At 70.9% G+C, this 24,572-nt stretch carries 25 protein-coding genes; 7 read left to right on the top strand and 18 right to left on the bottom strand.

The window, feature by feature from the left end; all coding sequences use genetic code 11:
* Positions 1-51: 51 nt before the first annotated feature.
* The 5 genes from EV671_RS08220 to proC form a co-directional block, all read right to left on the bottom strand.
* Positions 52-600, bottom strand: coding sequence for a hypothetical protein (locus EV671_RS08220; protein ID WP_132570818.1), 549 nt, complete (start codon positions 598-600; stop codon positions 52-54).
* A 139-nt stretch (positions 601-739) separates the two neighbouring features.
* A complete protein-coding gene (locus tag EV671_RS08215; RefSeq protein ID WP_132570817.1) occupies positions 740-1,600 on the bottom strand; it encodes an RnfABCDGE type electron transport complex subunit D in 861 nt (286 codons plus the stop codon).
* Positions 1,597-3,189, bottom strand: coding sequence for a DUF2330 domain-containing protein (locus EV671_RS08210; RefSeq protein WP_132570816.1), 1,593 nt, complete (start codon positions 3,187-3,189; stop codon positions 1,597-1,599). Before EV671_RS08210 ends, EV671_RS08215 begins: the two co-directional genes overlap by 4 nt.
* A gap of 29 nt (positions 3,190-3,218) precedes the next feature.
* Positions 3,219-3,761: a chorismate--pyruvate lyase family protein gene (locus EV671_RS08205; RefSeq protein WP_132570815.1), complete on the bottom strand. Its 543-nt coding sequence runs from the start codon at positions 3,759-3,761 to the stop codon at positions 3,219-3,221.
* Positions 3,761-4,573 (bottom strand): pyrroline-5-carboxylate reductase, encoded by an 813-nt coding sequence (gene proC / locus EV671_RS08200; protein WP_132570814.1) that lies wholly within the window; start codon positions 4,571-4,573, stop codon positions 3,761-3,763. Before proC ends, EV671_RS08205 begins: the two co-directional genes overlap by 1 nt.
* Positions 4,574-4,673: 100 nt before the next feature.
* Here proC and EV671_RS08195 point away from each other — a divergent pair, with 100 nt between their 5' ends.
* The gene (locus tag EV671_RS08195) at positions 4,674-5,660 is read left to right on the top strand and encodes a hypothetical protein (RefSeq protein WP_132570813.1); all 987 of its coding nucleotides are present in this window, start codon (positions 4,674-4,676) and stop codon (positions 5,658-5,660) included.
* On the opposite strand, the gene EV671_RS08190 is transcribed toward EV671_RS08195, so the two are convergent.
* From EV671_RS08190 to EV671_RS08170, 5 genes are all read right to left on the bottom strand, one after another.
* Positions 5,657-7,519: an ABC transporter ATP-binding protein gene (locus tag EV671_RS08190; protein WP_132570812.1), complete on the bottom strand. Its 1,863-nt coding sequence runs from the start codon at positions 7,517-7,519 to the stop codon at positions 5,657-5,659. The genes EV671_RS08195 and EV671_RS08190 overlap by 4 nt on opposite strands.
* A gap of 71 nt (positions 7,520-7,590) precedes the next feature.
* Positions 7,591-8,007: a hypothetical protein gene (locus EV671_RS08185; RefSeq protein ID WP_207911115.1), complete on the bottom strand. Its 417-nt coding sequence runs from the start codon at positions 8,005-8,007 to the stop codon at positions 7,591-7,593.
* Between the two features lie 40 nt (positions 8,008-8,047).
* On the bottom strand, positions 8,048-8,443 hold the full coding sequence (locus EV671_RS08180) for an MAPEG family protein (RefSeq protein WP_132570811.1): 396 nt from the start codon (positions 8,441-8,443) through the stop codon (positions 8,048-8,050).
* 37 nt (positions 8,444-8,480) lie between these two features.
* Entirely contained in the window at positions 8,481-8,759 is a 279-nt protein-coding gene (locus EV671_RS08175) for a DUF2277 domain-containing protein (protein ID WP_132570810.1), read from the bottom strand.
* Between the two features lie 11 nt (positions 8,760-8,770).
* On the bottom strand, positions 8,771-8,950 hold the full coding sequence (locus EV671_RS08170) for an oxidoreductase-like domain-containing protein (protein ID WP_132570809.1): 180 nt from the start codon (positions 8,948-8,950) through the stop codon (positions 8,771-8,773).
* 80 nt (positions 8,951-9,030) lie between these two features.
* On the opposite strand from EV671_RS08170, the gene EV671_RS08165 reads away from it, so the two are divergent.
* The 3 genes from EV671_RS08165 to EV671_RS08155 are packed head-to-tail and all read left to right on the top strand — an operon-like array spanning position 9,031 to position 10,561.
* Entirely contained in the window at positions 9,031-9,888 is an 858-nt protein-coding gene (locus tag EV671_RS08165; protein WP_132570808.1) for a hypothetical protein, read from the top strand.
* A 58-nt stretch (positions 9,889-9,946) separates the two neighbouring features.
* Positions 9,947-10,273: a YbjQ family protein gene (locus EV671_RS08160; RefSeq protein ID WP_132570807.1), complete on the top strand. Its 327-nt coding sequence runs from the start codon at positions 9,947-9,949 to the stop codon at positions 10,271-10,273.
* A gap of 3 nt (positions 10,274-10,276) precedes the next feature.
* A complete protein-coding gene (locus EV671_RS08155) occupies positions 10,277-10,561 on the top strand; it encodes a hypothetical protein (RefSeq protein ID WP_132570806.1) in 285 nt (94 codons plus the stop codon).
* A 4-nt stretch (positions 10,562-10,565) separates the two neighbouring features.
* On the opposite strand, the gene EV671_RS26985 is transcribed toward EV671_RS08155, so the two are convergent.
* On the bottom strand, positions 10,566-10,925 hold the full coding sequence (locus EV671_RS26985; RefSeq protein ID WP_207911114.1) for a hypothetical protein: 360 nt from the start codon (positions 10,923-10,925) through the stop codon (positions 10,566-10,568).
* A gap of 83 nt (positions 10,926-11,008) precedes the next feature.
* Between EV671_RS26985 and EV671_RS08145 the strand changes: the two genes are divergently transcribed.
* The 3 genes from EV671_RS08145 (at position 11,009) to EV671_RS08135 (ending at position 13,765) form a co-directional block, all read left to right on the top strand.
* Entirely contained in the window at positions 11,009-12,229 is a 1,221-nt protein-coding gene (locus EV671_RS08145; protein ID WP_132570805.1) for a helix-turn-helix domain-containing protein, read from the top strand.
* A gap of 45 nt (positions 12,230-12,274) precedes the next feature.
* Positions 12,275-12,928, top strand: a complete 654-nt coding sequence (locus tag EV671_RS08140) for an NHL repeat-containing protein (RefSeq protein WP_132570804.1) — start codon at positions 12,275-12,277, stop codon at positions 12,926-12,928.
* 72 nt (positions 12,929-13,000) lie between these two features.
* Entirely contained in the window at positions 13,001-13,765 is a 765-nt protein-coding gene (locus EV671_RS08135; protein ID WP_132570803.1) for a DUF899 domain-containing protein, read from the top strand.
* Between the two features lie 505 nt (positions 13,766-14,270).
* Here EV671_RS08135 and yjfF read toward each other — a convergent pair.
* From yjfF to EV671_RS08100, 7 genes are all read right to left on the bottom strand, one after another.
* Positions 14,271-15,257, bottom strand: a complete 987-nt coding sequence (yjfF, locus tag EV671_RS08130; RefSeq protein ID WP_132570802.1) for a galactofuranose ABC transporter, permease protein YjfF — start codon at positions 15,255-15,257, stop codon at positions 14,271-14,273.
* Complete coding sequence (locus tag EV671_RS08125) at positions 15,254-16,240, bottom strand: ABC transporter permease (protein ID WP_243655647.1); 987 nt, start codon at positions 16,238-16,240, stop codon at positions 15,254-15,256. The genes yjfF and EV671_RS08125 overlap by 4 nt, the downstream gene beginning before the upstream one ends.
* A 17-nt stretch (positions 16,241-16,257) precedes the next feature.
* A complete protein-coding gene (locus EV671_RS08120; protein WP_243655646.1) occupies positions 16,258-17,790 on the bottom strand; it encodes a sugar ABC transporter ATP-binding protein in 1,533 nt (510 codons plus the stop codon).
* Between the two features lie 109 nt (positions 17,791-17,899).
* A complete protein-coding gene (locus EV671_RS08115) occupies positions 17,900-18,856 on the bottom strand; it encodes an ABC transporter substrate-binding protein (RefSeq protein WP_132570800.1) in 957 nt (318 codons plus the stop codon).
* A 27-nt stretch (positions 18,857-18,883) separates the two neighbouring features.
* Entirely contained in the window at positions 18,884-21,241 is a 2,358-nt protein-coding gene (locus tag EV671_RS08110) for a glycoside hydrolase family 127 protein (protein WP_243655645.1), read from the bottom strand.
* Between the two features lie 2 nt (positions 21,242-21,243).
* Positions 21,244-22,803, bottom strand: a complete 1,560-nt coding sequence (locus EV671_RS08105) for a glycoside hydrolase family 43 protein (RefSeq protein ID WP_132570798.1) — start codon at positions 22,801-22,803, stop codon at positions 21,244-21,246.
* 201 nt (positions 22,804-23,004) lie between these two features.
* Entirely contained in the window at positions 23,005-24,549 is a 1,545-nt protein-coding gene (locus tag EV671_RS08100; RefSeq protein ID WP_132570797.1) for an alpha-N-arabinofuranosidase, read from the bottom strand.
* Between the last annotated feature and the right edge of the window lie 23 nt (positions 24,550-24,572).

Genomic DNA, 24,572 nt, shown 5'->3' with positions numbered 1-24,572 from the left:
CGCCGATTGTGTCCGCCGCCGGCACCGCGGCCGGTTCAAGCTGGTTTCAGCTCAGGCGCGACCGAGCAGGCCGGCCATCTGCACTTTCAACGTCACGGCCTGGGCACGGCGCTCCTTGGTCGCGGCGCGCTGGTAGGCGGCCTCGGCCTTTTCGCGCAGGGCCACGGCCCGCTCCAGCGCCTCCTGATAGCGCTCCACCGTGTAGGTATTCTCGGTGCCGATGTAGACGCTGCGCGCCAGCGGCGTTTCGCCGAAGCGCGGCAGCGTCACCGCGAAGCTGCAGTCGCGCACGCGGCTGCCCGCGCGCTGGCGCACGATGGGGCCGGAGATGCCCGAGGGCAGGTCGCTCTGCTTCTTGCGGCTGGGGGTGCGGCGCAGCCTGGACGGCGCCGGCATCGTCGCGATGCGTTTGAGCAGCTCTTTGGTGGCCAGCGCCAGCGCCTTGCGCGCGCCGCTGCCGTCCTGGCTGTGGTCCGAGTACAGCTTGGTGCCGCCATAGCGCAGCTGCCAGCCATGTGTCGACAGATGGTCGATCCGTTGAATGCACTGCGGCACCACAAAGTGTTCGCCGCTGAAGATCACCACGTCTCGGGTCTTCATGTTGCTGCCCCTCTTGCTTGCCCACCGTCGCAGTGCGCGGCGGGTCGTCTAACGCCCCTTTGGTACGGTTGAGTTTATGAGCGTTTATGGGCACGCCGCTAATTTATGACTCCGTAAAAACACTTCCATCACCACGTCGTCAGGTCCGCGACAGCTGACGCGACGGTCGGGCGGGTCGCGGCCCGGCCGGCGCCCAGGCGAAGCGCGGCTGCGGCCAGCGGCGGTTGATGAGGGGCACGGCCAGGCTGGCGACGAACAGGGCGACGATGAGGCCATGCGGCCGAAAGCCCAGGTACTGCCAGCCGAAGGCGCCCGCCGCCACGGCTACCGCATAGGCCAGGCGGGCGTCGCGGCGCTGCGGCGTCGTCATCGGGTCGGAGATCATGAAGAAGGCGAACAGCAGCACGGCGCCGTTGCCGACCTGCTGCAGCCACATCGCGGCGCCCGGGTCCCAGGCATAGCCCAGCCACAGCAGGCGGCCGGCCAGCAGCACGGCCCAGCTGGCCAGGAAGACGAGGCTGACGTCCCAGCGCTGGGCGCGGCGCGTGACGACGAGGCCGAGCGCGATGAACCACAGCGCCGCCAGCGTCTGCGCGCCCCACTGCCCGGGGCTGAGCCAGGTGCCCGGCAGCCAGGCCCAGGCCGCGAAGGCCGCCAGGTTGGCCGGGTTGAACACATGGCTGCGCACGGCGCCGCTGCCGGCGCGCAGCAGGTATTTGCTGCTCATGGCCACGGCTGCCAGCAGCGGGTGAGCCCAGAGGTTCTCGGCGCGCACGAGGATGCAGATGCCGAAGGCCGAGACCAGGGCGCTCAGGTAGCCGCCCCACTGGCGGCGCTGCGGCAGGGCCAGGCCCCATTGCCAGGCGGCCTGGGTCGCCAGCGCGGCGCCGAAGCACAGCGCGACCTGGGCCGGCGTGATCGCGAAGTCGCGTGCCAGCGCGCCCAGCAGCAGGAAGCTGGCCAGGAAAACGATTTGCAGCCAGCGCGCGTCGAGCTTCATCGCGTGCCGAACAGGCGCTGCCACCAGGGCCGGTCGGGCATGGCGGCCGGCGCGCCGTAGCGCTGCGCGTCGGGCAGCGCATCGATGCGCGCCAGGCTCCAGCCGGTCAGCTGGGCCAGCGCCAGCTTCTCGCGCTGCAGGCGCTCGGGCAGCTCGCGCTGGTAGTAGCTGCCGGCGGCCTGCAGGCCGGCCCGCTTGGCGGCCGTGCAGACGGACTCGCAGTCACGCTGCAGCACGGCGGGGTCGTCGGAGTCCACGCCGGGCTTCTCGCGGTAGCTGCCCTTGGCGCCCAGCCAGCTCGCCACCTTGGGCTTGCACAGCGCCGGGCAGTCCTTGCCGTTGAGGTTGGCAAAGCAGGCGCCGAGCGTGCCGTCATAGGGCTGCTGGATGACGTAGCGGGCCTGCCAGTTCTGCTGGTCCGAGGTCTGCGTCAGCATCAGGTCCTCGGGAAAGCTGTTGGCCGTGTAGCGCAGGTGCAGCCGCGTGACCATGGTGGGTGTGCCGCCCCAGCGCTGGTTCATCAGGGCCGCGTCCATCTTGCCGGCCTCGGCACCGGGTGTGACCAGGGCCTTGAAGTTCTGGATCGGGTCGCCACCCCCCGTCCAGAAGGCACCGAGCTTGCGCTGTTCCTGCAGCGTCAGCGGCTCGGCCGCGCAGGGATCGCAGAAGCCCATGTTCCAGAAGTATTCGGTCCACACGACGCGGTAGTCCTCGCGCCTAGCCTGTTCGCTGAACATGTCCTGGTAGACCTGTTTGAACAGCGGCTTGGCGAAGAAGGGCAGGTTCACGCCGGTGGGCAGGCGGGCCGTGCGGTAGCTGCTGCTCTCGACGCGGCCTCGGGCGCTCAGCACGTAGACGATCAGGTCCTGCGGCTTGTCGGGCGGGGCGTTCAGCATGCCCAGCCGCATTGGCAGCATGAACTTCTCGCTCTCGAACGCGAACTGCAGCGGGCGCAGCATCGTGTAGCCGGTCCGGGCCTGGTTCTGCAGGTTGACCTTGGCGACGAAGAACTTCATGCCCTGGGCGATATAGGGCCTGAGCGCCGCGCTGGCGCCCTTGGGGATGCGGTAGCCGTTCTCGGCCAGCCAGGTCTCCAGCCCGTCGGATTGCGTGGCCGACAGGCTGACGATGTCGTATTCCTCCAGCGTGTAGCGGGCCTCGACGGTGACGCCGAGGGCGGCGTCGCGGGCGGATTTGGCCGCCGGCGTGGGCGCGTACGCGATGGGCATGGGCGGTGGGTAGGGAATCTCCCCCCACCTGAAATCGAACCTGCACGGATCGCTGTCGTGGTACTCCGCCAGCCGCGGCGCCGAGAACGCGTCGAGGTGCTCGACGATGGCCTTGTCCAGCACCCGCACCTGGCCCTCGCGGATCACCTGAGGCGTGGGCACGACGAGGGCGAACTCGGTCAGCGCGCCCTTGTAGTCGTTGACCATCGTCAGCACGGTGCGCGGGCCATCGCGCGCGATGACGACCTGGCTGGCCTCGTTGAACAGCGAGGCATCCGCCTTGCCGGCGTAGAAGCCGCAGAAGGCCTGGGCGGACAGGCTCAGCAGCGCCAGCGTGGCGGCGCAAGCGAAACGGCGCATGGGGGCTCCCTGGAATGTGTCCAGTGACTCTAGCGGCGCGGCCGCCCGGGGCGTTGTCCGGCCAAACCCGGAGCGAACAGCTCCATCACGCGCAGTTGCGCGCCGCTGCGGCTGAACACCGAGTTGCGCGACCACTGCATCTGCGCCGGCAGCGGCGTGCCGACCGCGGCCTGCCACTGGCGCGCGGCATGGCGGCGCGTGTGGCCCTGGCGGGCCAGGCGGCGCGGCTGCAGCTCGCTGCGGTGGATGCGGTAGTCGTCGTAGAGCAGATGGGCCAGCGGCTTGGCGCCCAGGCCCTTGAGCGCGCGCCAGGGGCCGGTCGTCGCGCGCTGGTGCACGGCGGAGCGCGCCCATACCAGCGGCTCGCCGTCGACACGCAGGATCACCTCGCGCACGACGGTCAGCCCGCGCGGCGGCAGCCCCAGGGCCAGTCGCTCCAGCGCACGGAAGGGCGCCACGCCCTGGCGCAGCACCTGCACCTCGAAGCGTTCACCCAGCCGGGCCAGGCGGCGGCTCAGGGAGCCCGGCGCCCGCAGCCAGTCGCGCAGGCTGTTGCGGCTCGCAATCCCCATCAGCCGAATTCGCGGCCCAGCTCGGCGGCGCGCTGCTGCGCCGCCAGCACCGCGCGGCGGATGGCCGCGTCGACCGCGTCGGCCTGCATGGACGTGATGGCCGCATGCGTCGTGCCGCCCTTGCTCGTCACGCGCTCGCGCAGCGTCGTCGGCGACTCGTCGGAGGCCAGGCCCAGGGCCGCGGCGCCCGCGCAGGTGGCCAGCGCCAGGCGCCGGCCCTGCTCGGCCGTCAGGCCCATCTCCACGGCCGCGGCCATCATGGCCTCGACGAAGAAGAAGAAATAGGCCGGGCCCGAGCCCGACAGCGCCGTGACGGCGTCGAGGTCGGCCTCGCGCTCGACCCACAGCGTCTGGCCGGTCGGCGCCAGCAGGCGCTCGACCGTGGTGCGCTCCTCGGCCGACACCGCCGGGCGCGCGTACAGCCCGGCGATGCCCTGGCCGATCAGGGCCGGCGTATTGGGCATGCTGCGCACGACGCGCTCGCTGCCGGTGGCCCGCACGAGCGAATCCGACGGGATGCCGGCCATCACCGACAGCTGCAGCGCGCTGCCCACCCAGGCGCGCAGCGGCGCGGCAGCCTCGACGAACAGCTGGGGCTTGACGGCCCAGACGACGGTGCCGGCATCCCCCAGGCTGGCGTCGCCCGCGGCCAGGGCCCGCACGCCGAACTCGGCCAGCAGTTTGTCGCGCTGCGGCGCGTGGGGCTCGACGACGCGCAGCTGCGCCGCGGCCAGGCCGGCACGCAGCAGGCCGCCGATGACGGCGCTGGCCATGTTGCCGCCGCCGATGAAGGCAATCACTTGGGAGCTCATGGCATGAAGTCTAAGCGTCGTGTTTTCCCGCAGCCGCCGGGACACAAAGCAGCGACATGGCCGGGCTATCGTTGCGCGGCAACCGACTCCCGCCCCGCCCATGACGTCTGCCCGCTCCGTCCTGTTGCTCTGCGCTGCCCTCGCCGCCTGCGCCGGCGGCCCGCCCGCACCCAAGCCCTGGGCCGAGACGGCGACGCGCGAGCTGCACCTGTCGCTGGCCAGCTTCGAGGCGCAGGGCCGGCGCGTGAACATCACGCGCAGCGCCGCTGCCGCTCCGGGCCAGCCGGTGGTCGTCTACCTGCCGGGCCTGGGCCAGGGCAGCGAGGCCGGTCAGCGCTGGGCCGCGGCCTGGGCCCAGGCCGGCTACACCGTGCTGGGCCTGCAGCCGCTGGAGGCCGACGCCGCGGCCTGGCGCTCCGAGCTGGCGCGCACCGGCGAGTTCCGCGAGCTGGGCCTGCTGCACTACGGCGACGCGCTGCGCGCCGAGCGCCTGGACGTGCTGCGCCGCCTGCTGCCGGCTCTGCGTGCGGCCCAGCCGGCGCTGGACTGGAGCCACGCCGCGCTGGCCGGCTACGAAACCGGCGCTCAGACGGCGCTGGACGCGCGCGCCGATGCCGGCTGGCAAGCGGTCGTCGCGATCAGCCCGCCGGCCATGCAGGCGCCGGCCGGCGGCGCCGCCACGCTGCTGGTCACCAGCGACACCGACCAGGACCCGCTCGGCCTGCTGCGCCGCCCCGCCGAGCGCCGGCAGGCCTTCGACGGCCTGACACCGGGCAACGGCTGGCTGCTGAACCTCGGCGCCGTCTCGCATGCGGCGCTGGCCGGTACGCTGGCGCCCGAGGGCTGGCATGCGCAGGACCAGCACCGTGGCCAGGCCGGCGGCATGGGTGGAGGCCGCGGGCGCGGCGGCATGGAGGGCGGCGGCCCGCAGGGGCCGGCAGGGGGTGGCGCGCGCGGGCCGCGCAGCGGCAGCGCGACCGAGGCGGCCCAGTCCGACCTGGGCGAGGCCCTGCACGCCAGCACGGCCTTCCTGGATGCACGGCTGCGCGGCCAGCCGCTGGACTTGCCGCAGCTGCTGAAACGCTAGTCAGCCTCCAATCCGAGGAAGCCGCCGCTCTGGTGCGCCCAGAGCCGCGCATAGATGCCGTTGCGCGCCAGCAGCTCGGCATGGCTGCCCTGCTCGACGATGCGGCCGGAGTCCATCACGACGAGGCGGTCCAGCGCCGCGATGGTGGAAAGGCGGTGCGCGATGGCGACCACCGTCTTGCCCTCCATCAGCGAGTACAGCGACTGCTGGATGGCCGCCTCGACCTCGCTGTCCAGCGCGCTGGTGGCTTCGTCGAGCAGCAAGATGGGCGCGTCCTTCAGCATCACGCGGGCGATGGCGATGCGCTGGCGCTGGCCGCCGCTGAGCTTGACGCCGCGCTCGCCGACATGGGCCTCGAAGCCCGTGCGACCCTTGGCGTCGGACAGGCCGGCGATGAACTCCTCGGCATGCGCCCGCTCGGCGGCACGCTCCAGCTCGGCCCGGCTGGCGTCGGGGCGGCCGTAGAGGATGTTGTCGGCGACGGACCGGTGCAGCAGCGAGGTGTCCTGCGTGACCATGCCGATGTGGCGGCGCAGGCTGTCCTGGGTGACGCTGCGGATGTCCTGGCCGTCGATCAGGATGCGGCCGCCGCCCTCCTGCAGGTCGTGCAGGCGCAGCAGCAGGTTCACCAGCGTGCTCTTGCCCGCGCCGCTGCGGCCGACCAGGCCGATCTTCTCGCCGGGCCTGATGGCCAGGTCCAGGCCGTCGACGACCACCTTGCCGTTCGGGTAGGCGAAGCACAGCTGCTCGAAGCGCACCTCTCCGCGCGGCACGGTCAGCGCGGTCGCGTCGCTCGCATCCGTCACCGTCTGCGGCCTGGTCAGCGTGGCCAACCCGTCCTGCACGGTGCCGATGTGCTCGAACAGGGAGGCCATCTCCCACATGACCCAGTGCGAGATGCCGTTCAGCCGCATCGCCATCGCGGTGGCCGCGGCGACCGCACCGACGCCGATGGCCGACACGCCCCACAGCCACAGCGCCAGCAGCGCCGTGCTGCCCACCAGCAGGCCCGACAGCACCGCGTTGACCACCTCGAAACCGGTCACCAGGCGCATCTGGCCGTAGGCCGTCAACATGAAGTCCTGCATCGCCGACTTGGCATAGGCGGCCTCGCGGCGGCCGTGGGCGAAGAGCTTGACGGTGGCGATGTTGGTGTAGGCGTCGGTGATGCGGCCGGTCATCAGGCTGCGCGCGTCGGCCTGGGCCTGGGCCACCTTGCCCAGGCGCGGCACGAAGAAGCGCAGCGCGACGAGGTAGAGGCCCAGCCAGGCCGCGAAGGGCAGCATCAGCCGCGCGTCGAAGCTGGCGACGATGCCGACCAGGGTGCCGAAGTAGACGGCCACGTAGACGAGGATGTCCACGACGATGAGCCAGGTATCGCGCACGGCCAGGGCCGTCTGCATGACCTTGGTGGCGATGCGGCCGGCGAACTCGTCGCCGAAGAAGGCCAGGCTCTGGGCCAGCATGCGGCGGTGGAAGATCCAGCGCAGCCGCATCGGGAAGTTGCCGAACACGCCCTGGTATTTGGTCAGCGCCTGCGCGGCCGCGAACGCGACGAGGGCGGCCAGCGTGGCCAGCAGCATGAACACGACGGGCTGGGGCCGGTTCCACAGCTCGGCCGGCTTCACCCGCGCGAGCCAGTCGACGAGGGAGGCCATCAGGCTGAACAGCAGGGCCTCGGACGCCGCGATGCCGGCCGTGAGCAGCGTGACGACGAGGAGATGCCGCCTCACGCCATCGGCGCAGCGCCACAGGAAGGCGAAGAAGCGCGTCGGCAGCGCGTCGGCCTGGGCCGCGGACTCGGGGTAGGGATCGACGAGGCGCTCGAAGCGCGCGGTGAGCGGTTGGAACAGCGACATGCCGGGAGTGTCGCCGGGCAGCGCTGTCAAAACATGGCATTAGGGCTCGGCCGCCGGGCCCTGGCGGCGGCCTACTGGCTGGCGGCCGAGGCCGGCGGCACCGGCACGACGACGCCGGGCGTCAGCGGGATCTCGTCGGCCGCGGTGACGCCGGTGACGAAGTAGCGCGTCTCGCCGAAGCAGGAGCCCGGCAGGCCGACCTTCTCCTCGTAATGCAGGTTCACGCGCTTGCCCATGACCTTGTTGATCGCCTCGGCCGTGGCCTGGTCATGCACGGTGAACTGGAACTTCTCGACCGTGCTGGTGCCGGGCAGGGACACCAGGGCCTGCTCGCCCTCCCAGGTCTTGCAGACCCAGCCCTTGCGCGAGAACTTCTGCACCCAGCCGGCGCGTTCGCCCTCCGAGTAGCTCCAGTGCCAGGCAAAGGCGAACCAGGCCGCGATGAGCAGCAGCAGGGCGACGACGGACAGGGCGATCTTCAGGCGCATGGCGGACGATGGGAGGAGCCGGGGGCGCGGCGATTGTGCGTCAGCGCATGCCCGCGATCATCATGCCCAGGCCGACGATGCCGACTGCCCAGACCGCCGTGCGCAGGAAGGGCAGGCCCAGCAGATAGACCGGGATGTAGGCGATGCGTGCCCACAGGAAGACCTCGGCGCCCAGCAGCACGCGCTCGCCGGTGGCGCCGGCGAGCTGGGCCGTCAGCGCGAGCGCCGCGAACAGCACGAAGTTCTCCAGCGTGTTGGCCGCCGTGCGCTGGGCGCGGCCGGCCAGCGGCGTGGCCTCGGGCAGGTCGGCACGGTTGCCGAAGGCCAGCATCAGCCCTTTAGGCGTCCAGGCGCGGGCGCGGATCAGGCTGGCCACGAGCAGCATCAGCCAGGTCAGCACGGCCATGCAGATCACCAGGGACAAGAGCTTGGGCATCGCACACTCCTCGGGTCAAAGGGGGCGCCAGCCTACGTCAGCCCGGGCGCGCGCCAAAGCGGGTTTGCGAGCGCTCGCGCGCCCTGGCGGCCTCGACCTCGCGGTTCTTCGGCTCGGCCGAGGTCGTCAGCGAGGCGATCAGCGTGCGCGCCTCGGCCGCGATGGCCGCCACCGCATGGTCGAAGGCCGCCGCATTGGCCTGCGAAGGCACATTGAAGCCACTGAGCTTGCGCACGAACTGCAGCGCCGCGTCGCGGATCTCGACCTCGGTGGCCGGGGGCTCGAAGTTGAACAGGGTGCGGATGTTGCGGCACATGCGGGCCTCCTTCAGTCAGCGTCGGGATGCCGCTCGCGCCAGGCCCGCAGCGCGCGGCGGTACTCGTCCATCGCCAGGTCGTGCAGGTCGAAGATGCAGGGCGAGCAGCCGTTGCCGCAGCAGGCATCGAAGTCGGGCTCGGGCGGCGGCTGGGGCATGGGGTCGGGATCGGGCGCGGGGCAGGGCGTCATCGGGCCGATTTTCCGGCACGGCCGTGGCTATCATCGCCCGCCACCCGCACGCAGAGTCCCGAGCTTTCATGACCCCCACCATGGCACGAGCGCTGCTCCTCGCGGGCGCCATGCTGCTCGGGTCGATCGCGGCGGCCGTGCCGGCGCAGGAGCCGCCCCGCGTCGTGGTCTATCCCGCGACCAGCGCCGCCGGCGACCAGCGCGGCGACTACTACGTCAACCTGCTGAAGCTGGCCCTGGCCGGCGCCGACGGCCACTTCGTCGTGCAGCCCTCGGCCGATCCGAGCGTCGCGACGCGCGCCTTCGCGAACATGGGCACCGGCCGCGGCATCGACGTGATCTGGGCGCCGACCACGGCCGAACTGGAGCGCGACTACCTGCCCGTGCGCATCCCGCTCGACAAGGGCATCCTCGGCTGGCGCATCTTCCTGATCGCCGAACACGATCAGGGCCTGTTCGAAGCCGTCAACTCGCAGGAGCAGCTCAAGGCCTTGCCGGCCGGCCAGGTCGGCGAATGGGCCGACACCGCCGTCCTGCGCGCCAACGGCCTGCCCGTCGTCACCGCAACGCACTACGAAAGCCTGTTCAGGATGCTGGCGGTGCAGCGCTTTCGCTACCTGCCGCGCGGCATCGGCGAGATCGCGGGCGAGCTGCGCAACTACGGCTCGCTCGGGCTGGTCATCGAGCCTCGCCTGGCATTGCACTACCCGATGTGCACCTACTTCTTCGTGTCGCGGCAGAACGCCGAACTCGCGCGGCGCCTCGAGCAGGGCCTGCGGCGCGCGCAGAAGGACGGCGCGTTCGAGCGGCTCTTCCGGCAGTTCTACGGCGATGCGATCCAGGCCGCGAAGCTGGAGCAGCGCCGGGTCTTCGAGCTGGACAACCCGACCGTCACGCCCTCGTCCTGCCCGCGGTCCGGCCTGCCAACGGCTCCCTAACAACTTCCTAACGGCCGCGCGCCTAGCATTGCCCCACCGCAACACCCAGGAGAGCAGCGTGCTGATTGCCACCACGGAAAACCTCGCCGGCCATCGCGTCGCCGAGGTCAAGGGCCAGGTCTTCGGCGTCGTCGTGCGCAGCCGCGGGCTGGCCGGCAACATCCTGGCGGGGCTGAGGTCCATCGTCGGTGGCGAGATCACCGAGTACACCCAGTTGCTCGAGGAGGCCCGCCGCCACGCCATCGACCGCATGGTCAAGAACGCCAGCCTGATGGGCGCCAATGCCGTCGTCATGATGCGCTTCGACTCGTCGGAGATGGGCCAGACGATGAGCGAGATCGTCGCCTACGGCACCGCCGTCGTCGTCGAGAAGCTGCCGGGCTGAGCCATGCTGCGCAACTTGCTGCTCATCGTGGCGCTGGCCGTCGGCGCGCTCGGCCTGGGTGCCCGCCTGGCCGGCCATCGGGACGCGACGCCTTTCGCCATCTGGGGCTGCATGATCGCCGCGGCGGTGCTGGTGGAACGCTGGCGCTACAACAAGGCGCGCAGCGCCACGGACGGCGATGGCTGGCAGAAGACCGAGGAGCGCTTCGTCGACCCCGAGTCGGGGCAGACGATGCAGGTGCTCTACAACCCGCGCAGCGGCGAGCGGCGCTACGAAGCCGCCGACTGAACGCTCAGTCGACCGCCGCTCGGCGGGCACGCAGCTGCCGCACGCGCGCCTCCAATGCGGCCAGCTCGCGCTCGTGCTCGCCGGCCTTGATGGCCTCGATGCGGTCGCGGATGGCGCGCAGCTCGCGCAAGGGCTCGGATTCGGCCTGCTGGCGCTCGGCCAGGTCGATCAAGGCCTCGGTGATGAGGCCGAGCTGGTGGCCGTAGCTGGCCACCTCGAAGGCCTGGGCCTCGATGCGTGCATTGCCGGCCTGCGGCTTGATGCCGTTGAAGAACCAGTCCAGGCGCGGCTCGATGTCCTGCGCCACGTCACCGCTGAAGGGCAGGCGCAATTGCGGTGCCCAGAGCCAGAACCAGGGAAACATCGCATCCTCCCGCGCGCCCGGACCGCAGGCGCGTGGCGGCATGGTGGCGCAGGCCCACGGCGGCGACAAGTTAGCCTTTGGGGATGGACTCGCTGATTTCCGCCGCCGCACGGGCGCTCGCCACCGGCGACGCGCTGCAGGCGCTCAAGCATGTGGCGCTGCGCGACGACCCGCCGGCGCTGGCGCTGCGCGGCATCGCGATGGCCCAGCTCGGCGAGCTGGCGCGCTCGCGCGAGCTGCTGAGGCGCGCCTCGCGCGAGTTCGGCGCGCACGAGGTGCTGGCGCGGGCGCGCTGCGTCGTCGCCGAGGCCGAGGTGGCGCTGGCCCTGCGCGACTTCGGCGACCCGCCGCACGCGCTGGCCGCCGCGATGGCCGAGCTGGAGGCGCGCGGCGACCGCGCCAATGCGCTGCAGGCGCGGCTGATCGCGGCGCGGCGCTGGCTGCTGCTGGGTAGGCTGGACGCGGCGGCCGAGTTGCTTGCGCCGGTCGGCAGCCAGGGCCTGCCGCCGCTGCCCGCGGCCGTGGCGGCGCTGGCAGCGGCCGAGCTGGCCCTGCGCACGCTGCGCATGGCCGACGCACAGGCCGCGCTGGAACGCGCCGAGGCCGCGGCGCGCCGGGCCGGCATCCCGGCCCTGCAGGCCGAGGTGGCGCGGGCCCGGAGCCTGCTGCAGCAGCCAGCCGCGCGGCGCCTGTGCGCTGGCGAGGCCCAGCCCCTGCGCCTGGCCGAGGTGGTGGCGCTGCTGGACTCGGGCGCCCTCGTCGTGGATGCCTGCCGCCATGGGCTGCGCGCGGGCGAGGCCAGTCTGATGCTGGCGCGCCGGCCCATCCTGTTCACGCTGCTGCGCGCACTGGCCGAGGCCTGGCCGGGCGACGCCGGCCGGGACGCGCTGATCGCCCGTGCCTTCCGCCTGCGCGAGGCCGACGACAGCCACCGCGCGCGGCTGCGCGTGGAGATGGGCCGGCTGCGTGCGCTGGTGGCGGGCCTGGCGGACATCGCGGCCACGCCGCGCGGCTTCGCGCTGCGGCCGCGCGACGGCCGCGCGGTGGCCGTGCTGGCGCCGCCTATGGACGGCGAGCAGGGCGAGCTGGTGGCGCTGCTGGCCGACGGCGCGGCCTGGTCCACCTCGGGGCTGGCCCTGGCCCTGGGCGCCAGCCAGCGCACGGTGCAGCGCGAGCTGGCCGGGCTGGAGGCCGCCGGCCGCGTGCGCGCCATCGGCCAGACCCGGGCGCGGCGCTGGCTGGCGCCGCCACTGACGGGTTTCACGACGATCTTGTTACTCCCTGCCGCGCTGCCGCTTGAGTAGATTGCAGTCATGCGCCAAGCACGGCGCGCAGCCAGGAGCGACCGCATGAGCACCAAGACCCGAACCGCCGAGATCGTGCGCGAGTACGGCCCCTTCGCCGGCGTCGCCAACATCGGCGGCGTCACGCATGACGGCGAGTGCATCTGGGCCGCCGCCGGCTCCGCGCTGCTGGCCATCGCCCCGGCGAGCGGCGAGGTCGTGCGGCGCATCGCCCGCGCGGCCGATGCCGGCACGGCCTTCGACGGCCGCTACCTCTATCAGATCGCCGAGTCGCGCATCGACAAGATCGACCCCGCCAGCGGCGAGATCGTGTCCTCCATCCCGGCGCCGGGGCAGGGCAGCGACTCGGGCCTGGCCTGGGCCGAGGGCAGCCTGTGGGTGGGCCAGTACCGCGGGCGCAGCATCCACCAGATCGACCCGGCCACCGGCGCCATCCGCCGCACCATCGAGTCCGACCGCTTCGTGACCGGCGTGACCTGGGTCGACGGGGAGCTCTGGCACGGCACCTGGGAGGGGGAGGCGAGCGACATCCGCCGCATCGACCCCGCCAGCGGCGCGGTGCTGGACTGCCTGCAGATGCCGCCGGGCACCGCTGTCAGCGGCCTGGAGTCCGACGGCCGCGACCTCTTCTATGCCGGCGGCGGCAACAGCAGCAAGGTCCGCGCCGTGAAGCGGCCCAGGCCCGCCAGCGCCGCCTGATTTCCCCCCGAGCAAACGCCCCACCCGGCCGGGTGGAGCCGCTGCATTGCCCATCCAACCCAAGGAGATGCCATGAATGCCCCCATCCAACACCCCATCGTCAGCCGCGACCACTGGATCGCCGTACGCAAGGCCCTGCTCGCCCGCGAGAAGGAGCTGACCCGCCTCGGCGATCGCATCGCCGCCGAACGCCGTGCCCTGCCCTGGGTCCGGCTGGAGCAGGACTATCTGTTCGACACCGCGGATGGCCCGCGCCGCTTGAGCGAGCTCTTCCAGGGCCGGCGCCAGCTGCTGGTGCAGCACTTCATGTTCGGCCCGGGCTGGGAGCAGGGCTGCAAGAGCTGCTCCTTCATGGCCGACCACCTGGACGGCATGGCCCCCCACCTGGCCCACCGCGACATCGCGCTGCTGGCCGTGTCGCGTGCACCGCTGGCCGAGATCCAGGCCTTCCGCCAGCGCATGGGCTGGCGCTTCCCCTGGGTCTCGTCACACGGCAACGACTTCAACCGCGACTTCCACGTCAGCTTCACGCCCGAGGAGCGCGCGCGCGGCGAGGTCTTCTACAACTTCCACATGACAGCCTTCCCGCTGGAGGAGGCGCCCGGCGTCAGCGTCTTCAGCAGGGACGACACGGGCCAGGTCTTCCACACCTACTCGACCTTCGGCCGCGGCGTGGAGGTGATGATGGGCACCTACAACCTCGTCGACCTGACGCCCCGGGGCCGCGACGAGGACGGCCTCGAGTACACGATGGCCTGGGTGCGCCACCACGACCGCTACGAGGATATGGCCGCGCCGGCCGCCGCCTGCTGCGGCAGTGCCAGGGCACAGGCCTGAGGGCAGGGCCATGGCCGCAGCCTGGCTCGGCATCGCGCCCTGGCTCGCCGTGGCCGGCGCCGGCGCGCTGCACGGCCTCAACCCCTGCACGGGCTGGGCGCTGGCGGCGGCCTGCGGCCGGCACGACCGCCGCGAGGCGCTGCGCGCGCTGCTGCCGCTGGCCCTGGGCCACGCGGCCTCGGTGGCCCTGGTGGCCGCGCTGGTGGCCGCGGGGCTGGCGATGGAGCACCTGCCCTGGCTGGCCGGCGCCGGGCTCGCCGGCCTGCTGCTCAAGCTCGCGCTGACGCGGCGGGCCGGGCAGCTCGGGCTGGGGCTGTGGTCCTTCGGCATCGCCACCGTCCACGGCAGCGGCCTGATGCTGCTGCCGGCCCTGCTGCCGCTGTGCCTGAGCGCGTCGCCCGCACGCGAGATCACGGCCTCGGGCTCGCTCGCGCTGGCGCTGGCGGTCGTCGGCGTTCACATGGCGGCGATGCTGGGCGTCACGGCACTCGCGGCCCGGGCGGCGCTAATGCTTCGCCCGCGGCGCCAGCAGGCGCTGCACCGCGCAGAACAGGAACAGCAACCCGCCGATGACGATCTTGGTCCACCAGGAGCTGAGCGTGCCGTCGAACGCGATCAACGTCTGTATCAGGCCCAGCACCAGCACGCCCGACAGCGCGCCGGCCACATAGCCATAGCCGCCGGTCAGCACGGTGCCGCCGATGACGACCGCGGCGATGGCGTCCAGCTCCACGCCCTGGGCATGCTGGCCATAGCCGCTGAGCATGTAAAAGGCGAACAGCAGGCCGGCCAGTGACGCGCAAAAGCCGCTGAGCGCGTAGACGGCGACTTTGGTGCGGCCCACGGGCAAGCCCATCATCAGCGCCGAGGCCTCGCTGCCGCCCAGCGCGTAGACGCCGCGGCCGAAGGCGGTGCAGTGCGCGACGTAGAGGCCCGCGGCCAGCACGACGAGCGCAATGAGCGCACCGGGCGACAGGAAGGCACCGCTGAAGGGGCCCGGCAAGGGGATCTGCGTCTGCGACAGCGTGACGAACAGCGGCGCGTCGATGGTGATGCTGTCCACGCTGATCAGGAAGCACAGGCCGCGCGCCAGGAACATGCCGGCCAGCGTGACGATAAATGCTTGCAGCTTGAACACATGGATCACTACGCCCTGCAACGCGCCGAAGGCCGCGCCGCCGACCAGGGCGAGGGCGATGACCGCTTCGGCCGGCCAGTGCGCCACCTGCAGCAGCCAGGCGCTGACCATCGTCGTCAGCGCCAGCACCGAGCCCACCGACAGGTCGATGCCGCCGGACAGGATGACGAAGCTCATGCCCACCGCGATGACGAGCAGGAAGGCGTTGTCGATGAGCAGGTTGAGCACCACCTGCGTGGAGGCGAAGCCGGTGTAGCTGCCGGCGCCGGCGCCGAACAGCGCCGCCATCAGCGCGACGCTGACCCAGCTGGTGAAGGAGGGGGCCGCCACGGCCCTGCGCAAGGCCTGTTTCATTGGGACCTCCGCGTGGACCAGACCGGGGACTGCGAGATGCAGACCGCGAACACGACGATGGCCTTGACGACCATCGTCACCTGGGGTGGCACGCCCAGCGCGTAGATGGCGGAGGTCAGCGTCTGGATGATGAGGGCGCCGACGAGGCTGCCGGCCAAGCTGAACCGGCCGCCGCCCAGCTGCCCGCCGCCGAGGGTGACCGCGAGGATGGCGTCCAGCTCCAGCAGCAGGCCGGCGTTGTTGGCGTCGGCGCTCCTGATGTTGGACGAGATCATCAGCCCGGCCAGGCCCGCACCGAGGCTGCAGTAGACATAGACGAAGAACACGATGGCCGCGGTGCGCACGCCGGCCAGGCGCGCGGCCACGGGGTTGATGCCGACGGCCTGGATGAAGAGCCCCAGGGCCGTGCGCTTCATCAGCAGCGCCGTGAGGCCGGCCACCGCGGCGACGACGAACAGCGACACCGGCAGACCGAGCAGATGGCCGCCGCCCAGCCAGAAGAAGCTCACCGGCTCGTAGACCGTGATGATCTGGCCGTCGGTCAGCAGCTGGGCGAGGCCGCGGCCGGCGACCATCAGGATCAGCGTCGCGATGATGGGCTGCAGGCCCAGGGCGGCGACGAGCAGGCCGTTCCACAGGCCGCACAGCAGCGCGGCGCCCAGGGCCGCGGCGATGGCGATCGCCAGGCCCTGCGAGCCGACGAGCACGCAGCCCACCGCGGCGGCGATAGCGACGACGGCGCCCACCGACACGTCGATGCCGCGCGTGGCGATGACCAGGGTCATGCCGAGCGCCGCGAGCATCAGGGGCGCCGCGCGGTGCAGGATGTCGATGAGGTTGCCGTAGAGGTGGCCGTCCTTGATCTCGAGATGCAGGAAGCCGGGCACGCAGGCGGCCGCGACGGCGAGCAGCAGCGCGAGCGCCGCGACGGGCCGCGCGAGGGGATGGTTCCAGGCCTTGGTGCGGGCGCTTGGGGTGGACATGGAAAGGCTGGGGGAATTCATGCGGCTTCGGCGGTGGCTGGCTCGGCGGCGATGACCTCGAGCACGCTGCGCTCGTCCAGCTCGCCGCGGCGGTAGACGCCGGCGGCGCGGCGGTCGCGCAGCACCAGGAGGCGGTCGCTGCAGTGCAGGACCTCGGGCAGTTCGGAAGAGATGAAGACGATGGCCATGCCCTGCCCATCGGCGCCGTGGGCGAGGGCGCGGACCATGTCCATCAGGTCCTCCTTGGCGCGCACGTCGATGCCGCGCGTGGGTTCGTCGAGGATGAGGACGGCCGGCCGCGTGGCCAGCCAGCGGGCGAGCAGGGCCTTCTGCTGGTTGCCGCCGGAAAGCTGGCCAATGGGCGTGTCGGCGCTCGCCGTCTTGATGTCCAGGCGCCCGATGTAGTCCTCCGCCAGGGCCTGCTGCTGCTCGCGGTTCATGACCAGGCGCAGGCCGGCGCGGGCCTGCAGCGCGAGCAGGATGTTGTCGCGCACCGAGAGTTCGAGGACGGCGCCCTCGTGCTTGCGGTCCTCGGAGCAGAAGGCGATGCCGGCGGCGATGGCCTCGCGCGGCGAGCGCCAGCGGCGCCTGCGGCCCTGCATGTCGACATGGCCGGCGTCGGCCGCGTCGGCGCCGAACAGCAGCCGCGCCGCCTCGGTGCGGCCCGAGCCCAGCAGGCCGGCCAGGCCCAGCACCTCGCCGCCGCGCAGTTCCAGGTCGAGGGGGTGTAGCGCGCCGCGCCGGCCCAGGCCCTCGGCGCGCAGCACAGGGGCGCCGGTCTGCGGGGCGCGGCTGTCCAGGCGGGAGGCTTGCTGGTCGGGCGGCGCGCCCACCATCTTGTTGACCAGGGCCAGGCGGCCGAGCTCGCTGGCCAGGTATTCGCCCTCGGTCTCGCCGTTGCGCATGACGGTGATGCGATCGGCCAGCGCATAGGTCTGGTCGAGGAAGTGGGTGACGAAGAGGATGGCCAGGCCCTGGTCGCGCAGGCGGCGCAGCACCGCGAAGAGGCGCTGCACGGCCGCGTCGTCGAGGCTGGACGTGGGCTCGTCGAGGATGAGCACGCGCGCCGAGATGCGCAGCGCGCGGGCGATGGCCACCATCTGCTGCACGGACAGCGAGTAGCGCGACAGCGGCGCGGTCACGTCGATGTCGAGGTCCATCTGCGCGAGCACGCGCTTCGCTTCCGCGTTGACGGCGGGCCAGGCTATGCGGCCCCAGCGCTGAGGGAAGCGGCCGGCGCAGATGTTCTCCGCCACGCTGAGGTTGGGGCAGAGGTTGACCTCCTGGTAGACGGTGCGGATGCCGTGGGCCTGGGCGTCCTCGGTGCGCTTGGGGGCGATGTGGCTGCCGTCGAGGGTGATGCTGCCGGCGTCGGGCTGGTAGAGGCCGGTCAGCACCTTGATCAGCGTCGACTTGCCGGCGCCGTTCTGGCCCATCAATGCGTGGACTTCGCCGGGGAAGAGGCGAAGGCTGACGTTGCTGAGGGCTTTGACGCCGGGGAAGGATTTGTGGAGGCCGGAGAGTTCCAGCACGGGCTTTGTCTTTGTCACGTCATGGACCCTTCGGTTTGGTGCGAAGAGTGGTGCAGGGAGTTCCCCCGGCGCGATGCATCGAACGCCAAGGCCGACAGCAAAGGCATCCCACCTCCACGAGCAAGCATCAGTACTTCCGGTTCGGCAACTCTTTCGCCGCCACTTCGGCCGGAAACACTCCTTCGTTCACCGTGATCCGCTTCTCGACTGGCTTCTTCGCCGCCACATCCCTGGCCAGCTGCATCAACTGCGGCCCCAGCAGCGGGTTGCACTCGACGGTCACGTTCAGCTTGCCCGCCTTCATCGCCTCAAAAGCCCCGCGCACGCCATCGATGGAGACGATGGCGATGTCGACGCCCGGCTTCAGCCCCGCCTCCTCGATGGCCTGGATCGCGCCGATGGCCATGTCGTCGTTGTGCGCATAGAGCACGTCGATCTTCTTGTCGCGAGCCTTCAGGAAGGCCTCCATCACCTCCTTGCCCTTGGCGCGCGTGAACTCGCCGGACTGGGAGCGGATGATCTGCAGCTTTGGGTTGCCCTTGATGACCTCCTCGAAGCCCTTCTTGCGGTCCAGGGCCGGCGCCGAGCCCACGGTGCCCTGCAGCTCGACGATGTTCAGCGACGCGTTCGGCGTCTTGGCGGCGCGCTCCAGCAGCCAGCGCCCGGCCCGGCGGCCCTCCTCGACGAAGTCGGAGCCTATGAAGCTGACGTAGAGCGAGGGATCGGCCACCTTGACGGCGCGGTCGGTCAGGATGACGGGGATGCCGGCGGCCTTGGCCTCCTTCAGCACCGTGTCCCAGCCACTCTCCACGACCGGCGAGAAGGCGATGACGTCGACCTTCTGCGCGATATAGCTGCGGATGGCCTTGACCTGGTTCTCCTGCTTCTGCTGCGCGTCGGCGAACTTCAGCGTGACGCCGGCCTCCTTGGCCGCGGCCTTGATGGAGGCCGTGTTCGCGCTGCGCCATTCGCTCTCGGCGCCGACCTGGGAGAAGCCGAGCACCAACGGCGCGGCGACGGCGGCCAAGGCGGGCAGGGACAGCGCGGCGGCGAGCAGCGTGCGGCGGGCGATGCGGAATTTCATGGTTTGTCTCCGTGGGTGGAAGGCTGTCTAGCGCAGCAGCCGCAGGCCGTAGAGGCTGCCGGCGATGGAGCCCGGCTGGGCGATGAACTTCAGGGCGAGCTTGCCGTCGGCGCTGCGGGCCAGGTCGGCGGGCAGCGCGAAGTCGCGGGTGTAGAGCTCGCCCGGCGTGTCGACGACGGCCAGCTCGATCTGCGCGATGAGGTGGCCGTTGACGACAAGGTCGAAGCGGCGGCCGGCGTCGCCCTTGGCAAAGCTCAGACGCAGCATGCGGCCCGCTGCCTGCGGGTCGTTCAGCACATAGCCGAACCACTGCCGCGCATGCCGCCAGCGGCCGGCGGGCGCGATGCCGCTCTCGACGCCTTCGCCCTGGAAGCCGTGGTCGGACTCGGGCTGCTGCTCGCCGGGCGCGACCTGGTCGATGGTCTGCGCGTCCAGCGCGAGGCGGGCCGCTTCGGCCCTTGCCAGCTCGTCGCGCAGCAGGCTCTGCCGGGCCGGTGTGCTGCGCGCCCAATAGATCATGTAGCGCGAGCCGTGCAGGCGGAAGAAGGGGATGAGCTTGAGCTTGTCGGCGCCCGGGCCACCCTGGATGAGGCCGGGCGCCGTGAAGGTCAGCGGCTGGCCGGGCACGGGCCGCAAGCGCCGGATGAAGTCGGCGCGGTCGCTGACGAAGACCGGCGCGGCCTCCTGCGGGCAGACAGGCCCCTGGGCGATATGGCCCATGCGCGAGTCGTCGGCACGGAAGCTCAGGGTCTCGCCGGGCTGCGGCGTCCTGGCGGCCAGCACGATGGGGCCGTGCAGCACCGCGACGTAGTTCTTCAGGCCCGGCATGGGCTCCAGCGTCGTGCGCATCGGCAGCTCGACGTCGACTTGGTCGCCCGCGGCCCAGCGGCGGCGCAGCTCGACATAGCGGCCGGGCCCGGCCTTCACGGCGACGGCCCTGCCGTTGAGCCTGAGCTTCAGCGCGCCCGGCGCGACCCAGCCGGGGTAGCGGATCTTCAGCGCGAACTCGCCCGCGTCATTCACGGTCAGCCGCGTGCGCGCCTCGTCGGGGAAGCGGGTGCTCTGCGTGACATGGACGCCGCGCTCGCGCCAGTCCAGCGTGGAGGCGATGAAGAGGTTGACGTAGAGCGTGTCGCCGTCGTGGGCGTAGATGAACTCGCCGTGGCGGGCATGGCTCTCCAGGCCCGAGCCGACACAGCACCACATGCCCTGATCCACCTGCGAGTAGACGCGGTAGTGCTGGGGCCGCATCGGCGTGAAGTAGACGAAGCCGCCGTCGCCGGGATGCTGGGCCGCGAGGATGTGGTTGTAGAGGGTGCGCTCGTAGAAGTCCGCGTAGCTGCCGACCTCGGGCGACTCGTGCTGCAGCAGCGCGGTCAGCTTCAGCATGTTGTAGCTGTTGCAGGTCTCGGGGCCTTCCACCTCGTCCAGCATGGGCCGGAAGTCGTCGGCCGCGTGGAAGTGTTCCTTTACGCTGTTGCCGCCGATGGCGACGCTGCGTTTCTCGACGACGTCGTGCCAGAAGAACTCGGCGGCGCGCCGGCCTTCGTCGTCTGCGCTCAATTGCGCAATTCGCTCGAAACCGATGACCTTGGGGATCTGCGTGTTGGCGTGCAGGCCGGTCAGCACGTCGCGCCCCTCGGCGAGCGGCTTGAGCAGGGCCTGGTGAGAGAAGCGCTGCGCGAGCGCGAGGTAGCGCGGGTCGCCGGTCATCTCGGACACGTCGGCCAGCACCTCGTTCATGCCGCCCTGCTCGGCGCGCAGCATGTCCTGCATCTGCGCGTCGCTCAGCTGCGCGGTGAGCTGCAGTGCCCAGTCGGACAGGCGCACGAGCATGGCCCTGGCGTCGGCATTGCCGGCATGCACCCAGGCGTCGCGCAGGCCGGCGAAGAGCTTGTGCAGGTTGTACCAGGGCACCCAGCGGCCATTGACGGAGAAGCTGTCGACCTTCAGCTCGCCACGGGCGATCTCGGCCCAGGCCTGGGCGCCATCGGGGATGCCGCCGAGATAGCCGCTGCCGATCGCGTCCTGGCAGCGCTTGAGCTCGGCGACGAAGTGGTCGAGGCGCTGCCTGACCTCGGCGTCGCCGGTGGCGGCCCACATCAGCGCCAGCGCCGACAGGTAGTGGCCGCCCATATGGCCGTCCAGGCCCGAGGACTCCCAGTTGCCATAGCTGGGCACCGGCACCGGCAGGCCGGCCTCGCGCCGGAAGGGCGCGAGCAGGCGCTCGGGGTCGAGGGCCAGCAGGTAGTGCAGGTCGGTGTCCTGGGCGTCGAGGAAGGGCCCGTCCTGCAGGCGCACCCGGTCCAGCGGGAAGGCCTGCGTTGCCGCAACCGCGCCGTGAGCACACAGCGCGATGGCAAGGGCGGCGAGCAGGCGTTTCACGGTCAGGCGCTCAAGCGGACGGCCCAGAGCGCGACTCCAGTTGCCGCTGCGGTGCTTGCCGTCGACGACAGCACGCTGAAGCCCACGACGAAGGCGCTGGAGTTCGTGTTCCATTGCCGGGACAGCACGCCCTTGTAGGTGACGCCGCCGCTCACCACGGTGAGCTTGTTGTTGCCGTTGTGCGTCCAGGTTCCGGTCATGCCGCCGCTGCCGCCGACCGTGCCGTCGGTGTTGAGCGTCACGACGATGGAGGTCTTGCTCACCGCCGTGATGTCCTTGCCGTGGTTGACGAGCTTGTAGGTGCCGGCCGCCTGCGCGGCGCTGACGTCGGCGGTCTGCGCGGGGCTGGCCAGGCTCAGCGGCGCATAACGCAGCGGCGCGATGACCAGCCAGCCGTCCTCGTTCAGGTGCATCTCGTGCACGCGCAGCTCGTGGTACTCGCCGGTGCCGGGGAAGCGCGAGTGGAAGATGATGAAGTACTGGTCCGTCGTCGCCTCGTAGTAGGCCGAGTTGTGGCCCGGCGACACATAGCCCAGCGGGGTGCCGGTCTCGAAGGCGGCATTGACGTAGTCGTGCCCGCCCATCATCTTCATGCCGTAGTTCTGGATGCTGGGCCGGTCGAAGGGCACGCTGGCCCTGACGGTGGCCATGTCGGTGCCGAAGCCGTCCAGGTAGGGGCCGTCCGGCGCCAGCGAGCGTGCGATGCGCACGTTGTAGCCGCCGTTGGCGGCCAGGCCGCCCCAGGACGTGAACAGGTAGTAGTACTTGCTCGTCGGGCTGTAGAGGATGTAGGCGCCCTCGATCTCGGCATGGTTGCCGCCCATCAGGTGCTTGCCATAGCCCTGGCCGGCTTGGGCCAAGCCCGTCGTCGCATCCATCGCCATGATGAAGATGCCGCCCGAGTAGGAGCCATAGACCATCCACCAGTTGCCCGCCGCGTCCTTGAAGACCTGCGGATCGACGACGTTGGGGTGCTTGGTCGCGTCGTAGGGGGTGCCGTCCTCGGACACGCCCACCATGCCGGACTTCAGCAGGATCTGCTTGTTCGCGTACGGCCCTTCGACATTGCCGGCCACGGCCACGCCCAGCGCGGACAGCGGGCTGCTGCCCTGGCAGGAGCAGTAGTAGTAGTAGAACTTGCCGTCGGGCAGCTGCTCCACGTCCGGCGCCCACAAGTCGGTCACCGTGGTCCACGCGAAGGTGGCGGCCAGCTCGGTCGTCACCTTGTCGCCGAACAAGGGGTTGTTGTTGTCGACGCCGTCGGCCAGCTTGGTCCAGTTCATCAGGTCCGTCGTCTTGGCCGCCGCGAGGTGGGAACCGAAGACGTAGTAGGTGCCGCTGGTCTTGATGACGGATGGGTCGTGGACCGAAGCGTTGCCGAAGCTCAGCGCGGTCTGGACCGGGTTGGGGTTGGTCGTGGTGGTACCTGTGCCAGTGCCAGTGCCGGTGCCAGTGCCGGTTCCCGTGCTGGTGTTGCCACCACCACCGCCACCACCGCCGCAGGCGGTCAGGGCGAGGGCGGCAGAACCCGCGAGGAAGTTGCGTCGGTTCTGAAGGGCCATGATGTGTTTGTCTCCGGGTCGGGTGGTGGATGCCGGCGCAGCCTAGGAGGCTCGGCGGCGGCGCACCAATGACATTGCAGGCGCGGGCGATCCTGGTTTTGATATGCCGCGTGTGAGGCACGGACGCAGCGCAACGCCTGGGCAAGCAGCATGGCGGGCCAGGTGTTGCGGGTCAGCGGAAGTCGCCGGTCGATGGAGCCGTCAGCCCTCGACCGCGACGACGACGATGGACTTGGCCGGCAGCTTCAGCGTGAGCCTGCCGTCGACGGCCTGGGCCTCGTAGGCCACGGGCGTGACCTGGGGCGCCTTGCCGAGCTCGTTCTGTGCGTCCATCGCGGTGGCGGTCAGCAGGCGGCCCTTGACGGACTTCGGTGCATTCGCGCCGACCTGCAGCACCAGCTCCGCGCCCTGCGTGGCGTTGGAGTTCACGACGCCGACGTAGAGCTTGCCGTCCCTGCCGCGCGCGGCGGTGGCGCTGAGCTCGGGCATCTCGGTCGCGCCGACCTTGTAGACCGGGTTGTTCTCGATCGTCGCGGGCAGCGAGGTCGCGTCCTGGAAGGGCGTGTAGAGCGCGAACGCGTGGTAGGTCGGCGTCAGCACCAGCTTGTCCCTGCTGGTGAGGATCATGGCCTGCAGCACGTTGACCATCTGCGCGACGTTGGTCATCTTCACGCGGTCGGCGTGGGCGTGGAACACGTTGAAATGCAGGGCCGCCAGCAGCGCGTCGCGCAGCGTGTTGCGCTGCACGAGGAAGCCGGGGTTGCTGCCGGGCTCGGGGTCGTACCAGCTGCCCCATTCGTCGAAGTAGATCTCCAGGCGCTTCTTCGGGTCGTTCCTGTCGAGAACGGCCGCGGTCTTGGTCAGCGTGCTGTCGATCTTGCTGACCTGCGACAGCATGGAGATCCACTCGGCCTCGGGGAAGCCGGCCGCCGGGCCCTTGGGCTCCCACTGGCCGCTGGGGAAGGTGTAGGCGTGGTGGGAGATGGCGTCGAAGTTGAAGCGCACGCTCTTGCTGAGCACGTCCTCCCAGGTGGTGTCCTGGTCGTTGCCGCCGCTGGCGACGAACTTGGGCCGGTTGTTCTCGGGCGTCTTCAGGAAGGTCGCCCAGTGTCGGTACATGTCGGCGTAGTACTCGGGCCGCATATTGCCGCCGCAGCCCCAGGTCTCGTTGCCGACGGCGAAGTAGCTCACCTTGAACGGCTTGTCGTGGCCGTTCTTGCGGCGCAGGTCCGCGAGCGTGGAGTGGCCCTCGGCCGTCATGTACTCCAGCCACTCGGCCATTTCCTGCGGGCTGCCCGTGCCCATGTTGCCGTTCACATAGGCCTCGGCGCCGAGCTGGTCGACGAGGTCGAAGAACTCGTGCGTGCCGACGGCGTTGTTCTCCGCCACGCCACCCCAGGTGGTATTGACCTTGACCGGGCGTTGCTTGCGCGGGCCGATGCCTTCGCGCCAGTGGTATTCGTCGGCGAAGCAGCCGCCGGGCCAGCGCACCAGCGGCACCTTGAGTTCCTTCAGCGCCGCGACGACGTCCTTGCGCCAGCCGCGCACATTGGGGATCTTGGACTCGGGGCCGACCCACATGCCCTCGTAGATGCCGGTACCCAGGTGCTCGGCGAACTGGCCGTAGATGTTGCGGTGGATGACGGGGCCGGGCTGGTCGGCATTGACGACCAGCTTGATGTCGGCGGCCTGGGCGGCGCAGGCCCAGGCCAGGCTCGCCGCGAGGGCCAGCAGTGGCTTCTTCATGTCTCTTGTCTCCTTCGTTGTTC

It is taken from the genome of Roseateles saccharophilus (assembly GCF_004342485.1).
Lineage (GTDB): Bacteria > Pseudomonadota > Gammaproteobacteria > Burkholderiales > Burkholderiaceae_C > Pelomonas > Pelomonas saccharophila.
This window is presented reverse-complemented; position numbering and strand designations above follow the sequence as displayed.

What these genes read in the sequence shown, in the direction of transcription:
- EV671_RS08155 (WP_132570806.1), top strand. Translation starts at nt 10,277, where the DNA reads ATGCTGCGCAACTTGCTGCTCATCGTGGCGCTGGCCGTCGGCGCGCTC.
- EV671_RS08170 (WP_132570809.1), bottom strand. Translation starts at nt 8,950, where the DNA reads ATGACGCCCTGCCCCGCGCCCGATCCCGACCCCATGCCCCAGCCGCCG.
- EV671_RS26985 (WP_207911114.1), bottom strand. Translation starts at nt 10,925, where the DNA reads ATGTTTCCCTGGTTCTGGCTCTGGGCACCGCAATTGCGCCTGCCCTTC.
- EV671_RS08115 (WP_132570800.1), bottom strand. Translation starts at nt 18,856, where the DNA reads ATGAAATTCCGCATCGCCCGCCGCACGCTGCTCGCCGCCGCGCTGTCC.
- yjfF (WP_132570802.1), bottom strand. Translation starts at nt 15,257, where the DNA reads ATGAAACAGGCCTTGCGCAGGGCCGTGGCGGCCCCCTCCTTCACCAGC.
- EV671_RS08185 (WP_207911115.1), bottom strand. Translation starts at nt 8,007, where the DNA reads ATGCGCCTGAAGATCGCCCTGTCCGTCGTCGCCCTGCTGCTGCTCATC.
- EV671_RS08140 (WP_132570804.1), top strand. Translation starts at nt 12,275, where the DNA reads ATGAGCACCAAGACCCGAACCGCCGAGATCGTGCGCGAGTACGGCCCC.
- EV671_RS08180 (WP_132570811.1), bottom strand. Translation starts at nt 8,443, where the DNA reads ATGCCCAAGCTCTTGTCCCTGGTGATCTGCATGGCCGTGCTGACCTGG.
- EV671_RS08105 (WP_132570798.1), bottom strand. Translation starts at nt 22,803, where the DNA reads ATGGCCCTTCAGAACCGACGCAACTTCCTCGCGGGTTCTGCCGCCCTC.
- EV671_RS08135 (WP_132570803.1), top strand. Translation starts at nt 13,001, where the DNA reads ATGAATGCCCCCATCCAACACCCCATCGTCAGCCGCGACCACTGGATC.
- proC (WP_132570814.1), bottom strand. Translation starts at nt 4,573, where the DNA reads ATGAGCTCCCAAGTGATTGCCTTCATCGGCGGCGGCAACATGGCCAGC.
- EV671_RS08220 (WP_132570818.1), bottom strand. Translation starts at nt 600, where the DNA reads ATGAAGACCCGAGACGTGGTGATCTTCAGCGGCGAACACTTTGTGGTG.
- EV671_RS08195 (WP_132570813.1), top strand. Translation starts at nt 4,674, where the DNA reads ATGACGTCTGCCCGCTCCGTCCTGTTGCTCTGCGCTGCCCTCGCCGCC.
- EV671_RS08125 (WP_243655647.1), bottom strand. Translation starts at nt 16,240, where the DNA reads ATGTCCACCCCAAGCGCCCGCACCAAGGCCTGGAACCATCCCCTCGCG.
- EV671_RS08215 (WP_132570817.1), bottom strand. Translation starts at nt 1,600, where the DNA reads ATGAAGCTCGACGCGCGCTGGCTGCAAATCGTTTTCCTGGCCAGCTTC.
- EV671_RS08145 (WP_132570805.1), top strand. Translation starts at nt 11,009, where the DNA reads ATGGACTCGCTGATTTCCGCCGCCGCACGGGCGCTCGCCACCGGCGAC.
- EV671_RS08205 (WP_132570815.1), bottom strand. Translation starts at nt 3,761, where the DNA reads ATGGGGATTGCGAGCCGCAACAGCCTGCGCGACTGGCTGCGGGCGCCG.
- EV671_RS08175 (WP_132570810.1), bottom strand. Translation starts at nt 8,759, where the DNA reads ATGTGCCGCAACATCCGCACCCTGTTCAACTTCGAGCCCCCGGCCACC.
- EV671_RS08100 (WP_132570797.1), bottom strand. Translation starts at nt 24,549, where the DNA reads ATGAAGAAGCCACTGCTGGCCCTCGCGGCGAGCCTGGCCTGGGCCTGC.
- EV671_RS08190 (WP_132570812.1), bottom strand. Translation starts at nt 7,519, where the DNA reads ATGTCGCTGTTCCAACCGCTCACCGCGCGCTTCGAGCGCCTCGTCGAT.
- EV671_RS08210 (WP_132570816.1), bottom strand. Translation starts at nt 3,189, where the DNA reads ATGCGCCGTTTCGCTTGCGCCGCCACGCTGGCGCTGCTGAGCCTGTCC.
- EV671_RS08165 (WP_132570808.1), top strand. Translation starts at nt 9,031, where the DNA reads ATGGCACGAGCGCTGCTCCTCGCGGGCGCCATGCTGCTCGGGTCGATC.